Origin of the sequence: Vibrio fluvialis, from assembly GCF_900460245.1 — a bacterium.
In the GTDB taxonomy this organism is placed as follows: domain Bacteria; phylum Pseudomonadota; class Gammaproteobacteria; order Enterobacterales; family Vibrionaceae; genus Vibrio; species Vibrio fluvialis.
Genome location: NZ_UHIP01000001.1, coordinates 1,756,167 through 1,769,629, shown reverse-complemented (window position 1 = coordinate 1,769,629; position 13,463 = coordinate 1,756,167). Strand labels below are relative to the sequence as shown.

General features: G+C 50.9%; 16 protein-coding genes. 6 read left to right on the top strand and 10 right to left on the bottom strand.

Annotated elements, in window-relative coordinates; all coding sequences use genetic code 11:
- Positions 1–65 precede the first annotated feature (65 nt).
- A complete protein-coding gene (locus DYA43_RS08365; RefSeq protein ID WP_061056620.1) occupies positions 66–818 on the top strand; it encodes an IclR family transcriptional regulator in 753 nt (250 codons plus the stop codon).
- A 10-nt stretch (positions 819–828) separates the two neighbouring features.
- Here DYA43_RS08365 and DYA43_RS08360 read toward each other — a convergent pair whose 3' ends face one another.
- The 5 genes from DYA43_RS08360 to soxR form a co-directional block, all read right to left on the bottom strand.
- A complete protein-coding gene (locus DYA43_RS08360) occupies positions 829–1,596 on the bottom strand; it encodes an IclR family transcriptional regulator (protein WP_061056619.1) in 768 nt (255 codons plus the stop codon).
- Positions 1,597–1,727: 131 nt separating this feature from the next.
- The gene (locus DYA43_RS08355) at positions 1,728–2,555 is read right to left on the bottom strand and encodes a DUF2797 domain-containing protein (RefSeq protein ID WP_024374175.1); all 828 of its coding nucleotides are present in this window, start codon (positions 2,553–2,555) and stop codon (positions 1,728–1,730) included.
- Between the two features lie 93 nt (positions 2,556–2,648).
- Positions 2,649–3,455: a SanA/YdcF family protein gene (locus DYA43_RS08350; RefSeq protein WP_024374176.1), complete on the bottom strand. Its 807-nt coding sequence runs from the start codon at positions 3,453–3,455 to the stop codon at positions 2,649–2,651.
- The gene (locus tag DYA43_RS08345; RefSeq protein ID WP_038126994.1) at positions 3,428–3,751 is read right to left on the bottom strand and encodes a DUF3392 domain-containing protein; all 324 of its coding nucleotides are present in this window, start codon (positions 3,749–3,751) and stop codon (positions 3,428–3,430) included. Before DYA43_RS08345 ends, DYA43_RS08350 begins: the two co-directional genes overlap by 28 nt.
- Positions 3,752–3,983: 232 nt before the next feature.
- Positions 3,984–4,424, bottom strand: a complete 441-nt coding sequence (gene soxR, locus DYA43_RS08340) for a redox-sensitive transcriptional activator SoxR (RefSeq protein WP_020327655.1) — start codon at positions 4,422–4,424, stop codon at positions 3,984–3,986.
- Between the two features lie 114 nt (positions 4,425–4,538).
- On the opposite strand from soxR, the gene DYA43_RS08335 reads away from it, so the two are divergent.
- Entirely contained in the window at positions 4,539–5,741 is a 1,203-nt protein-coding gene (locus DYA43_RS08335) for an MFS transporter (RefSeq protein ID WP_061056618.1), read from the top strand.
- Positions 5,742–5,864: 123 nt separating this feature from the next.
- Entirely contained in the window at positions 5,865–6,611 is a 747-nt protein-coding gene (locus DYA43_RS08330) for an NUDIX hydrolase (protein ID WP_061056617.1), read from the top strand.
- A 56-nt stretch (positions 6,612–6,667) separates the two neighbouring features.
- Here the strand turns inward: DYA43_RS08330 and DYA43_RS08325 are convergent, their stop codons facing one another.
- The 4 genes from DYA43_RS08325 to DYA43_RS08310 all read right to left on the bottom strand — a co-directional run bounded on the left by DYA43_RS08325 (position 6,668) and on the right by DYA43_RS08310 (position 9,106).
- Positions 6,668–7,372: an ArsR/SmtB family transcription factor gene (locus DYA43_RS08325; protein ID WP_225869439.1), complete on the bottom strand. Its 705-nt coding sequence runs from the start codon at positions 7,370–7,372 to the stop codon at positions 6,668–6,670.
- A 2-nt stretch (positions 7,373–7,374) separates the two neighbouring features.
- On the bottom strand, positions 7,375–7,758 hold the full coding sequence (locus DYA43_RS08320; RefSeq protein WP_061056615.1) for a hypothetical protein: 384 nt from the start codon (positions 7,756–7,758) through the stop codon (positions 7,375–7,377).
- A gap of 15 nt (positions 7,759–7,773) precedes the next feature.
- Positions 7,774–8,076 carry an antibiotic biosynthesis monooxygenase family protein gene (locus DYA43_RS08315; protein WP_061056614.1) on the bottom strand — a complete coding sequence of 101 codons (303 nt, stop codon included), beginning with the start codon at positions 8,074–8,076 and terminating at the stop codon, positions 7,774–7,776.
- Between the two features lie 157 nt (positions 8,077–8,233).
- Entirely contained in the window at positions 8,234–9,106 is an 873-nt protein-coding gene (locus DYA43_RS08310) for a LysR substrate-binding domain-containing protein (RefSeq protein WP_225869438.1), read from the bottom strand.
- A gap of 101 nt (positions 9,107–9,207) precedes the next feature.
- Between DYA43_RS08310 and DYA43_RS08305 the strand changes: the two genes are divergently transcribed.
- The 3 genes from DYA43_RS08305 (at position 9,208) to DYA43_RS08295 (ending at position 11,566) form a co-directional block, all read left to right on the top strand.
- Positions 9,208–9,696: a DUF4865 family protein gene (locus DYA43_RS08305; protein ID WP_061056613.1), complete on the top strand. Its 489-nt coding sequence runs from the start codon at positions 9,208–9,210 to the stop codon at positions 9,694–9,696.
- A gap of 467 nt (positions 9,697–10,163) precedes the next feature.
- Complete coding sequence (locus DYA43_RS08300; RefSeq protein WP_061056612.1) at positions 10,164–10,982, top strand: hypothetical protein; 819 nt, start codon at positions 10,164–10,166, stop codon at positions 10,980–10,982.
- 143 nt (positions 10,983–11,125) lie between these two features.
- The gene (locus DYA43_RS08295) at positions 11,126–11,566 is read left to right on the top strand and encodes a hypothetical protein (RefSeq protein ID WP_061056611.1); all 441 of its coding nucleotides are present in this window, start codon (positions 11,126–11,128) and stop codon (positions 11,564–11,566) included.
- A gap of 94 nt (positions 11,567–11,660) precedes the next feature.
- On the opposite strand, the gene DYA43_RS08290 is transcribed toward DYA43_RS08295, so the two are convergent.
- Positions 11,661–13,349, bottom strand: coding sequence for an NAD-dependent malic enzyme (locus tag DYA43_RS08290; RefSeq protein ID WP_020327646.1), 1,689 nt, complete (start codon positions 13,347–13,349; stop codon positions 11,661–11,663).
- Between the last annotated feature and the right edge of the window lie 114 nt (positions 13,350–13,463).

Genomic DNA, 13,463 nt, shown 5'->3' with positions numbered 1-13,463 from the left:
TTGAACGCGCTGTACGAAGTGGTTACTCTGGGCTCGGCATGAAAACAAGATTGAAAAGGATCAGTGTGGTCAGAAGAGAAAAAGGCTCAACGATTGAGCGTGTGCTTCAAATGCTCGCGTTTATTGCTCAGCATGATGGGCAGTATGATCGCCAGCAGTTGGCATCGGCGATGGGCTTACCTGAATTGGCAACAGGCAAACTGCTCACTCAATTGAATGAGCTCGGCATGATCAGTGAAAATCTGCTGCGCAAGGTGGTGGCGGGTCCTCAGTTGCAGCAAGTGGCGCTGGCGGTATTACGCAACGACGTTTTCGCCCGGCAGCGCCTGAGCGTGCTGGAAGCCCTCGCGAACGAGATCGGTGAAACCTGCGGAATTTCTATCCCCAGCGGTATCGACATGCTTTATCTGGAAAAAGTGCAAACCAACTGGCCACTGCAGATTAACCTGCCGGAAGGGAGCCGGGTTCCGCTGGCAGCCACAGCATCAGGCAAGCTTTATCTGGCGACCTTACCGCAAAGCGCGCGCCGGGTGATTATGGATAATCTGGCGCTGGAAGTGTTTACTCAGCAAACCTTGGTCGACAAAACGGCGCTGGCGCAGGAACTTGATGCGATCGCACAACTGGGTTACGGACGAGACAATGGTGAATTTATTGATGGCATGGTGGCGGTGTCGGTGCCGATTCATTGTGGCGAACATCTGTTCGGTTATCTGTTCTGTCACTGTCCTCAAGTGCGTCATTCACTCGAAGCACTGGAAGTCTATTTACCTCAGTTGCGCCGAGCCGCTGCAGAGATTGGTGCATTGATGCAGTGATAATGAACAGCTAGTTGTTGTCGTCGTTGAGTTGATAAAGGTTGAGTAACTGTTCACGTGCACGTTCTAAATCCGGCAGATAGCTCAGTAACGTTGGGAGAGATTTGCGGGTTTTCGGGCAATGGCAGAAGAGTGAAGCGAGTAACTTGCCCTGTGGTGAAAACAGGGGAATCGCGACGGCAACCAAACCATCAATGAACTCTTCATTATCCACGCTCACTTGCTGGCTACGAATTTGGCGCAGTTCGGCCTCCAGAGATTCCCGATCGCGGTGGGTATTTTTTGCTAACTGTTCAATGGGTGTGCGCTCAAACAGCCGATCGCGCTGCGCTTTACTCAGAGTGCTGAGCAGCAGTTTACCACTGGCTGTGGCCCAGACTGGCGTTCTCATGCCAACAGGCAGCACAATGCGCAGCGGCCAGTTGGTTTCAATCCGTTCCTGATAGACCATCGCGTCGCCATCGGGGACCGCAATCCCACAGGTTTCGTCAATTCGGCGCGAAAGTCCATGCAAAATGGCTTGCAACTGCGCTCGCTGGGTATTGTTGCTCGCAAGGTTCAACGCGATGTTGCGCAGCGCTGCGCCAGGGTAGAGATTGCCACGCTGATCGGTGGTCAGAAAACCTTCCTCATCCAGTTGCTGAACCAAGCGGTGATAGGTCGGTTTGGCGATGTCGGAGTGATAAATCAGCTCTGAAACGGCCACAGGCTGCTCACGTTTGGTGCTTTCACCGATGATTTCAACAATTCGGCTGACAGCGTTTGCTTTGCTTTCCATGCTCACTCATTTCGGAAGGATGATGTGTTGAGAGCCAGTATATCGGCTCTGAGGAGTGGCGCCAGAGTTGCAGGCGCTGGATGTGATAAAACACAGGCCCAAATATCGGGCCTGTGTGAAAACAGCAACACTCAGTCTGCGCTGACTTCCACTTCGTATGAGGTGAACTTGCGAATGTTGATCACGCCGCTATCTAAGATCAGATACTGGCCTTTGATACCTTGCAGAACGCCCGTGACTTCCGGATTCTTATCAAAGTTGTGCGAGGTGATTTTCTTCGGATGCACATCAACCGGATAGGCAAGCTGCGTAGTTTGCTCACTGACTTCAACAACCGCATCTTCACCAAATTGCTGTTTGATTTCTGCAATTTTGTCGGCCAGCAGAGGTTTAAGCTCTGCTGCGCGTTCTTCCAGTGACAGGGGTTCGCCATCACCTTTCAGGAGTTCACGCCAGTTGGTCTTGTCGGCAATGTGTTTGGCGAGCTCAACTTCAACCAATCCTGAGATCTGACGAGTCTTTACTTTGTAGATAGGCAGGCCTTGGGTCGCGCCCTGATCAATCCAGCGTGTCGGGATTTGTGTGTGGCGGGTAATGCCCACTTTCAGGCTCGATGTGTTAGACAGATACACGTAATGATCGACCATACAGTGCGTTTCTGCCCAATCTGGTTCACGGCAGGTGCCCTGATCAAAGTGGCAGGTTTCCGGCTTCATGATGCACATATCGCAGCTGGCGAGTTTCTTCATGCACACAAAACAGTGACCCTGCGAATAACTTTTCTTGGTTTTCTTACCGCATGAGCAGCAGTAGATATTGCCCGTGTGTTTGAGGGTGATGGTGTGGCCCATCAGCGGATTGAGATCGATCTCTGCCTCACCCACCGGCAGTCGGTAAGCGACGGTACCGTCTAGATTGGCGCGCATTTTATCCAGCACGCCCGTTGCGATTATCGACATGACATTACTCTATAGTTTTAGTGTTTGACGTTAGTCTATCAGAAAAGAAAAGCAGAAAGGGCGCCAAGCCGAATGGAAGGCGCTGTTTGTCGGTTATTCGTTCGCTGGTGGAGCGGCAGATTCGGGCAGTGGCAAAGCATCGGCCTCGCTGACGCTATCATCGGCGATTTCAGCCAGTTGCGTGTCATCGAGAACAATGGGCTCTTTCGGGCCGAGGAATTTCGGCTGAGTATCGAAGATATACAGATCGAAAAATGCCTTCGTGCGGGCAAACACTTCGCGCAATCTGACCTGAAAACCGGAATGGTTGGTCGGCCCGGGCACGGCCAGACACGTGGCGTTGATGTCGTGATGATTAGCGATAAACAACGCGCGCTCGCAATGGAACCGCTGGGTAATGATCAGAAAATTATCGGTATCGAAAATGCGTTTCGCGCGCACAATCGAGTCCAGAGTGCGAAATCCGGCGTAGTCGAGATAAATATGCTCATCCGGAACGCCCGCTTTCAGCAGATCGCGCTTCATCGTCCAAGGTTCATTGTAGGAGCGATGCGCATTGTCGCCGCTGAGCAGAAAGCCATTCACTTTGCCCTGTTCGAACAGCTCAATGGCCGCATTGATGCGGTGCACATAGTAGTCATTCAGTGTGCGACCGAGGTACTTACTGGTGCCCAGCACCACGGCAACCTGAAACTTGGGGACGTTATTAATGTCGCTGATGATGCTGTCTTGAGTTTGCCAGCTCACCCAGCGGTCGATGCCATAAATGACGACGGCGCAGCCAAGCAGAGTCAGCGAAATTCGGCGCAGCCAGAGTCCCAGCCTCATACGTCGAAGCCGGGATTTCAGACGAGTGAACAACACTCTGAGATTTAGATTTGACGGTTTCTTTGAGCCCATAGGCCAATCACAACAAAGCTGATGAAAATGATGCCAAACATCATGCCTTGCTCTAAATGAGAGAGTGTCCGAGTCAGGTAAGGGCTTGCTTTAATTATGATTAATCCGTAACCAAACGCGTTAATCAAGATAAAAGCGACGGTGCGCAGAATGAAATGTTGATTGCGCATCACGCGACGCAGCAGTGCGTTGATTTCTCCGCCCAGCATAACCAGCAAACAGGCGATCAGCGCGGTAGAAATTTCGCTGAGATAAGGGGCGATGTAATGTCCCGCCGGGGCAAAAAAGCTCATCATATCCGTGATCTATCAGTAGAACGCCTACATAGGCGTGAACGTTTCAGTGGCAAAAATGATAAGGGATATTGCGGTGAACTATCAAGCTCTTAACTTGTAAGGGTTAACAATGTTTTAAGGCGGTTCAGTCTTCATGAGGTTCAGTGCGCGGCAGGCGAGTTACCGTTTGGGTGAGCTCCAATTTTCTGAGGGGGCTTGTACTCCCCCTATTGCAGAGCGCAATGGTTCAACTTCACCATTCTTCCGGATGCGTCAGGCGTGTTTTTTCGCTAAAGGTCTGCGCTCGAATATCTTGCGGGTTGTAAATGGCGCAGGACTCCATCGACAAGCAGCCGCAGCCAATACAGCCGCCGAGATCGTTCTGCAGTGCTTTTAGCTGCGCAATACGATGCTCCAGCATGGCGTTCCAGTTTGACGCCATCTGCTCCCATTCCTGTCGGCTTGGCGCTTGATGTTTGGGCAAATCCGCCAACGATTCGGCCACCTCTTCTAAGGTGAGCCCGACCATTTGCGCGGCTTTGATCACCGCAATCCGACGCAACACGTTGCGATGGTAACGGCGCTGATTACCAGCATTACGCCAACTATGAATCAATCCTTTCTGTTCGTAAAAGTGTAGGGTGGATACCTTCACTCCTGCGCGTTGGGCAACTTCACCGACGGTCATCTCCATCGTCCGGACTCCTGCTCAGCTACTCTTTTCTGATCATCAATAAAAAAGTGCTTTACCTTAAGTTAACTTGAGGTATTACCGTAACACCAAGTTGGCTTGATATGGAATACAAATATGGAATGGAATAATAAAACCCGCACGCGCTCCTATCTGACCGGACGCTTCTTTGACGGTATCTCTTCCGGGCTGTTTATGATGGCCCTGCCGTGGGCCATGCTGTCGACGCCCAATATGGGCGCGTTTGTGGCGATGGTGGCGCTGGCATGTACCGCCGTGTCTTTTGTGCTGACGCCGTTTTTCTCGACCTTGATCGACCGATTTTCGCGCAAACGCTTATTGGTCTTGGTGCAATGGCTTCAGGCCAGTACCGCAGGGGTGGTGGCTTTGGTTTATTGGGCCGGGTATGAGTCGAATTGGTTGCTGGCGGTGGCGCAATTGCTGTTCTGGACCTCCAGTAATTTGGCTTGGGCGACCAACAACGCCTTTACGCAGGAGAATTTTCATCAGCACGAATATGCGGCGATATCCGGTAAGCAGGAAGTGATCATGCAGGGCACGACGCTGGGTTCTGGCGCGCTCGGTGTGGTGCTGCTGGAAATGTGGGGCATGTTTGAATTCTCCAGCTTTGCGGCCATCGCCTCGGCGATTGCGTGTGTCAGCTATCTGATGACACCGTACCGTCGCCAGTTGCGCCACTCGACGCCGGTATCGTTTCTTGACCAGATGAAAGAGAGCCGGGAGATATTTACGTTAAGACCCCAGTTTTATGCGTTTTTAATGCTCTCGGCGCTGAGCTATCCCATCCTGACGTTTTTGACCAAGCTGGTGCCGATTTGGTTTTCCGAAACGGGGGTGTCGGGTGATTGGTTTGCCGGCTACAACATCGCTTTTGGCACGGGGTCATTGGTCACCGGACTGCTCGTGAGCCGTCTGCTGGGGCTGAGTTCTCATCCCAATATGATGATCGGAGCCATGGGGCTGGCGGCCATCATGTTGGTGGGCATGAGCGTTTCGCCGACGCCACTCTGGTTACTGGTGTTTACCTTCTTCTTTGGCACGTTTAACGCCTTGAATCGTATCGCTCGAACTAACTGGATGCATCATAGCATCAGTATCCACCAACGTGGGCGCGCAGACGGTGGACTGCAAATGTTCGCAACTTTGGTGCAGAGTCTCAGCTATGTGTCGATTGCGTTGCTGAGTCACTATGGCCTGACTCAGTGGGGATTTTTCTTCGCCGCGGCGGTCATGGTGTTGGCAGTCTTGACCATGATGCGTTTAAACAAAACCCCGGATCTGGCGGTCACCGCCGCGTAATATCTTGTTCGCTAAAGAGAAGGTGAATTTGTTCTGTCACTGAGCGAGAAAAGATGGTTAAGATGGTTGCTTCGTTGTCTTGTGGCTAAGACGGCCTAATTAAGCACCACTTAGGAGATCACCTTGAAGTTCGAGTTGGATAAGTTCAACGGCATCATTATCGGCCGGGAAGATGTGCCGGCTGATGTTGATACATTTCACGCACAACTGGCAGACATTGTGGCGTTGGCCCACGCTGAAGCAAAGAACATCATTTGGCTGACGCTGCCGATTGGTTTATCACACTTGGTGCCGATTGCCACCGAACTCGGGTTTGTGTTTCACAATTGCCTTGAGGACGAAGTCACTCTGATTCACAAAGCGCCGTCGACCACGTTTATTCCGTTTATCCCCACGCATACGTTGGGTGCTGGCGCGATAGTCAAAAACAGTCTCGGACAACTGTTGGTGATCAAAGAGCATGGTATGAAAGGCTACAAATTGCCGGGCGGCCATATCGAGTTAGGAGAGAAGATCGAAACGGCCATCATTCGCGAGGTATTGGAAGAAACGGGCGTTGAGACTGAATTTGATTCCATTCTGGGGTTCACCACGCGTCATCCGTTTCAGTTCGGCAAGACCAACATGTACTTGGTGTGTAAGCTCACGGCGTTGTCGGAAGCGATCAACATTCACGATACCGACGAAATTGCCGAGGCGAAGTGGCTTGATGTGCCAGCGTTTTTAGGTGATGACAACAATGCCCACTTTAATCGCCAAATGGTGGATGCGTTGCATGACGCTGACGGCTTGAAAGCGTTTGAGCCCGAGAACAACACCGGACCTTACCGAAAACATGAAACGTTTTTTGCTAAGGTAAGCCGCGACTGATTCGGTTGGGGGATTGTCTTGCGATGATTGTCGCGCCGTGCGGTAAACATTCATCGTTATTCGACATAAAAATGCGTTTTCAGCGCGTGGTCACCCTTGGCGGTGATGGTGACTTCGCGATAACCGATCACACGTTCAATCCAACGCTGCTGCTCAAAAAAGCGGAGCAGCGCCGCGCCTGCCTGTCCGCCAAGATGAAATTGACGCTCACTCCAGTCCAGACACGGACAACACGCCTTGCGCTTGGTTCTGGCATCGATGTCGATACCCAACTGCAAAAACTTCTCTTTCCCTTGTGGTGTCAGGCCAGAACCATCTTGCGTAAGCCAATCGTGTGCAATGAGTGAGTCGTAGAGCTTGACCGCCATTTCTCCGGCCAAATGGTCGTAGCAGGTGCGGGCTTTGCGCAAGTTTTTTGGCACCGTGGCGCGAACCGTGTGATTGGCCTGATACGTAATGCCCATCATCTGTTCAAGCAGCGCTGCGATGTGGGTACTGTAAAGACGAAAGTAGCGGTGGCGTCCTTGTGATAAACACGTCACCAGCTTGGCGTTAAGCAAGCGTGAAAGGTGAGCGCTGGTGGTGGACGCGGAAACATCGGCCACCGCACTCAGTTCCGTGGCCGTCCAGGCGCGTCCATCCATCAGCGCACAGAGAATTTTCATGCGCGAAGCATCAGACAGAGCAGCCGCCAAGGCTGCCATATCCACTTCCTGATTGAAATCTGCACTCTGCTCGGCAGACGAATGGTGTGTGCTCACGTTTAAGTTGCCCAGTTTCGCGTTGCGTCTTTCGCCAATGTATCGTTATCGGTCACCAGTATCAAATGGTTAGCGTGATCACTGTATTGGACGAGAATGTTGATGCCTTCAGCTGCAAGCGCTTGGGCAATGGCGCCGAGTTCGCCCGGCTGCTCTTGTTTCAGTTTGCGGATCAATGGCCGGATGACACTTTGGACGTCAAAGCCATGTTCCATCAGTACTGCTTGAGCTTTCTCGCCGTCCTCAACCAGAAAGTGGGCGTGTGCGCAGTCACCGATCGTAAATACGCCGCCTCCTTCCAGTCCGACACCATTAGCGCCTAACACTTGGCCAAAACGGGCGAGCTCGCCGGGTGTGTGAGCGAAAATAACGTGAATGTTTTGCATCTGCTTTTCCTTGCTTTAGAGGGAACGGTATTCGCGAACCGAGGTAAGTACGTTGATTGTGTAGGAAGAGAAAAGGTCGCGTTTCCCTTCATCTTGCGCCATTTGGTGGTGGACGTTGTGCTTCCAGTGCTGAATGGCCGCTTCATTTTCCCACCACGACAAGGAGATAAATTTGTCGGGATCAGTGGTACTTTGAAAACGTTCAATGGAAATAAAGCCTTCAATCTCACTGAGCAGCGGCTTGAGGATGGCTGCCAGTTCGAAGTAACGCTCTTTTTTGTCTGAGGCTGCGTGAGCTTCAAATAGAACCGCGATCATGATGTTTCCTTTTGGCATGTGACTCATGGATGAAACCCATCATAATCGGTTGAAAAACGGATACTTCGCTGCGCAGCGAAATGTGAAGGAAGGATCGTTTAACACGCAGCGTGAGTGGCGGCGCGCACAGCCAGCTTAAGCGCCGTGCGCGGCAGGGTTATTGGCCAAGATGCTGTTGAAGCTGCTGTTTTAGCGCGTTATACAGTTGCTGTTGTACCTCATCCAGTTGATTCTGACTACGATCCAGGCAAACGGTCAGGCTGCCTAAAGCGGGCAGCCCGGTTAATTTTGTCACACAATCGGGCTGGCCAAAGGCCGAGCGCACGGTGACGCCAAGTCCGGCTTCCACCGCTTTCCACAGGCTGCTCAGGCTGCGACCGATAAAGTTAATTTTCCACGGAATACCCGCAGCATCTAACGCTTCGGTGGCTTGCTGGCGAATCGCACAGGCGCCATCCAACATCACCAAAGGGAGAGGCTGCGTAGCTTGAATAGTGTCGCTTAAGTGCGGGTTGGCAGGACCAAACCAGTGCAAGGGAAGTTCTGCCAAACGTTCACTGTAAGGGGCGGCTTTGGGGCCTTCCCAACCCAAGGAAAAATCAATGTCGCCAGAATGAATCCCCTCAAGCAGCTCTTTATGGCGGCCGACCACCGATTGCAACTGCAATTGCGGGTGAGCGCGCGAAAAAGAGCCGAGCACCTGGGGTAGCAACGCTTCACTAAAATCCTCCTGCATACCGAAAATGACTTTGCCTTCCAGTGTATTGCCTTGTAGCCGCTGCAAGGCCTCATCGTTGAGCTGCAATAGCCGCCGGGCATAAGACAGGACCATTTCACCTGCCTCGGTTGGTTGCAGATGGCGGCCTGATTTGGTCACTAACGCCGTATGACATTGCTGCTCAAGCTTTTTCAATTGGGCACTGGCGGCCGAAGGGGAGCGATTAAGTCGCTCGGCGGCCAGCGCGAAACTGCCGAGTTCAATGCCCAACACAAAACATCGCAGTGCATCCAAATCCAGAGTTCGCATCATCAATGATCCTGAAAATCAAAATTGTTAGTTCCAATAGTTTTGATTTTTTGTATCAAAAGATCAACTTATGCTGACTCCAAAGACGAAATGGAGGCAACACAATGATCGCGATGCAATACAAAATGGTTTTACCCGCAGATTACCCAATGGAGAGCATTGAAAACCGAATCCGCGAGAAAGGACATCTGTTGGATGATTATCCCGGTTTGCTGTTTAAGGCGTATCTCTATTCGCGTAAAGATGCCACGACGTACCACAATGACGTGAACAGCTACGCGCCGTTTTACGTTTGGCGCGATCACGGCTCAATGCGTGCGTTCTTAAACAGCGATGGATTTAAAGGCTTGTGCGAGCAATTTGGTCGCCCGGCAGTGCAGGTCTGGTTTGTTGACGAAGTCCCAACCGCTCCAGATGAAAACGTGGTGTTTGCCTGTATCGAACACACTGCGCAGCTGGGCGCTGATGTTCGCGGCGTCAACGTGACGACCTGGCAATCACTTGGCGTAACGTGGCTCAGCCAGATTGATAACCGTAGCCCGATACAAGGTGATATTTACGCAGTGGGGTATGTGGCCCGTGGGGGTGAATGATTTGACACAGACTTCACGCGTAACATGAATGAAATCCATAAATTAGGCGGCGAATCAGTCATCCTTTTATTCCCAGTGAGAAAGCGGGCGTGGTCATTCTGGCTAACAAGAGTTATCCGAACACCGAACGTGTAAAAGCCGCCTATGAGATTTTGACGGCCGCGATGAAATAACGTGGGCGGTTCTTATTGTCCCCAATCGCCTCGGCAGACATCAACATGCCTTGAACACAGTGATCTGTGTGCTGGTTCACTGTGTTCGTGAGCAAAAATGCACTCTTCAAATATAAATTTGGATGCATATCTAATTAAATTGGAAATTGTTCGACCAAACGGCGTGCGTCATGGATTTATCACAAATCTGATATAAACCTAGTTTTATATGGAAACAGTTGGAGACGCAGTCAGCGGTATTGGTTCTCTGACTTAAGTAGTACTGATATTCATCTAAATATAGGGAATAGATAAATGAGTAATCTACTAGAAAGAACGAATGCATGGCTGGGACATATCACTGGCGCAGAGAAGATTTTGTTACCGCAATCCGTCTTTGCAAGCCAGTCGTTGTTGAAGATGTTAGACACCGACAGCTTGACAGAAAACCCGTCCCGAGCCGCTGCTGTTGGCGACTATAAAGCGCAGGCAGCTAAGGCTTCTACACCGGGTACCGCTCCACAAAGCGTGTTTGATGGTATGCAGACCGCTGTAAACATGTGCCGAACTAAAGCTGAATATAACCCACTAGATCCAGAAGGAAATGGTGATAAGGCGCACTTTATCCAGTTCACGCAATATATCAGCTCAATGCCTTTTGTCACATTGGACTGGGCGACAACCACTCAGATCAAACAGCAGAGCAGAAATGCCGATGTACTGATCAACTCCTTTGTCGACGGCTTTTGGGGGATTGAGAAAGGCGATAAAGACCAGATCGTCACGTCCGTTCAGGGGCTGGTTTCGGCGGCTTTATCTTATGCAAATCAAACTGAGAAACTCTCTAACTTTGCTCAGAACCTACTGCAGGTTGATTCTTCGGGCAACGTGCAGTTCAGTTTGTACAGCAGCACTTTCCAAATTTCAGCGACTGAAAAGAAAGGTATTATTACATTCCATTCTGAATACGAACTTTCTCAAGCGATGTATTCGTTGTCTCCGGCGAACTGGGAGACCGTGAAAGAAGCCTTCGCTCAACAATACAAAGTGACGGTTGACGATTGGATCAATGATATGACGACGCCAGCGAAAGCGGGCAGTACGGTTAAAGCGCTTTGTCTGGAAGAAAGATAACGCTGATAGAAACGTTGTTGTACTGACGTAATAACCAAGCCCGCAGCTGCGGGCTTATGTTTATGTTCAGGATATTCACTACCTTATATGTAAATGAAGAACTCTCTGAACTATGAACCCCGGAATCTGATAGGAGGTTAGATATGACAATGAAAACGCTCATTATGTTGTTCGTCAGCTTTTTTATAATTAGTGGATGTAGCTCATCAGCAACAAGTGAATCCCCTAATTCCATAGTGCCAAAGTCAACGTTTAAAAATACGACCGTTTGGAACAGCGGGCAAAAATTCTGGAATGTCATAGGGTCAACGGATGATCCGAAAATAGATCACAACTCTTGGATCGCGATATATCGAGATAAATGCGGAACAGACCCCGGTAAACTTAGTGCGACTGGCGCAATGTGCCCACACAACGCCCTTGGCGGGCACGTAGTGAAAGATGGCCAATCGCAATATCCAGCCAAAAATTCTGCCGTCTATATCCTTCCTATTTGTACGAGTGAAAATAACCAGCCTAGTCTGGAGATGACCGTCGCGGCGGATGACACTTGCGTCGTGGTATTGAACTATTGGATGAAGTAAACGCGCCAAGTGTTAGCAGATAAACATGGTGGCGTCTTTCCTCCTGCCAAAAAACAAAAAAGCCCCTTTACAGGGGCTTTATCAATTCAATCTCTTAGAAAGAAGTGCGTTTGTAGCGACGGTATACCGGTTGCCAGAAGTGCTGTTCAATTGCCACTTCCAGTGCCTCATCGGTGATCTCCAGAGCAACGCCTTGTTCAATGGCTTTCTTCGCCACAGCAAAGGCAATTTTCTTCGATACCGAGTGAATCGATTCCAATGGCGGCAGCAGTGGGCCGTGGCCGTTGATCGCCAGCGGAGAACACTCAGCCAGCGCACGGCTTGATTCCATCAGCATATCGTCAGTCACGCGTTTTGCGCCAACGGCCAGAACGCCCAGGCCAATACCCGGGAAGATGTAGCTGTTGTTACATTGTGCGATTGGGTAAGTCTTGCCTTCGTTGATCACTGGATCGAACGGGCTGCCTGTTGCAACCAGTGCTTCACCGTTGGTCCAACGAATGATGTCGCTTGGCGTTGCTTCCACACGGCTGGTTGGGTTCGACAGCGGGAACACGATTGGGCGAGGGCAGTGCAGGTGCATCTCTTTGATCACTTCTTCACTGAACAGACCCGGTGCACCAGATACACCGATCAGAACGGTTGGTTTCGCCTGACGAACTACGTCATGCAGCGAGTAACCATTGCCTTCGGTTGTCCACTCTTTGGTGTTGGCTTTTTTCTGAACCAAACGTTGTTGGAAGTCCAGCAGGTTTGGCATGCCTTCTTCCAGCAGACCCCAACGGTCTACCATGTAAACCTGAGAGCGTGCTTGTTCGTCGGAAATGCCTTCCGAGACCATTTGCGCGATGATCGCTTCGGCGATACCACAACCCGCAGAGCCTGCGCCCAGGAAGGTGATGCGTTGTTCAGACAGTTTGCTGCCTGCCGCTTTACACGCGGCCAGCAGAGAACCCACGGTAACCGCTGCAGTGCCTTGGATGTCATCGTTGAAACAACAGATACGGTTTTTGTAACGCTCAAGAAGCGGCATCGCGTTTTTCTGTGCGAAGTCTTCGAACTGCACCAGTGCTTCTGGCCAGCGGCGTTGAATCGCCTGAATCACTTCTTCAACAAACGCATCGTACTCAACGCCGGTAATACGTGGATGACGCCAGCCCATGTACATTGGGTCCGCCAGACGTTGTGGGTTGTTGGTACCGACATCCAGCACGATAGGCAGAGTATAAGCCGGGCTGATACCGCCACACGCGGTGTACAGTGACAGTTTACCGATTGGAATACCCATGCCGCCGATGCCCTGGTCACCCAGACCAAGAATACGTTCGCCGTCGGTGATGACGATAACTTTGACGTTGTGGTTCGCTGCGTTGTTCAGCAGATCGTCGATGCGATCGCGGTTCGCGTACGAGATGAACAGACCGCGACCACGGCGGTAAATGTTAGAGAAGTTTTCACACGCCGCACCAACGGTCGGCGTGTAGATGATTGGCATCATCTCAGAAATATGGTTTTGCACCAGACGGTAGAACAGTGTCTCGTTGGTGTCTTGCATGTTGCGCAGGTAAATGTGCTTGTCCATATCGCTTTCAAAGCTGCGATATTGTTGGTAGGCACGAACTACTTGTTCCTGTATTGTTTCCGTGGCTTCTGGTAACAAACCTTCCAGGTTGAATGATGCACGCTCTTCAGCGGAGAATGCACTGCCTTTGTTAAGAAGAGGGGTACTGAGCAGAGCTGGACCAGCGTAGGGAATATAAAGCGGACGTTTGTCGTTATTCATTTTCGGCCTTTGTAGGGTGGACGGGAAACGCAAAAATGATAACGGCTTATCTGCTAGGTTGTAAATAGACAACCCGTAACCTTCAGGAGATTATTCTGCCTAAAGTCAGTAACA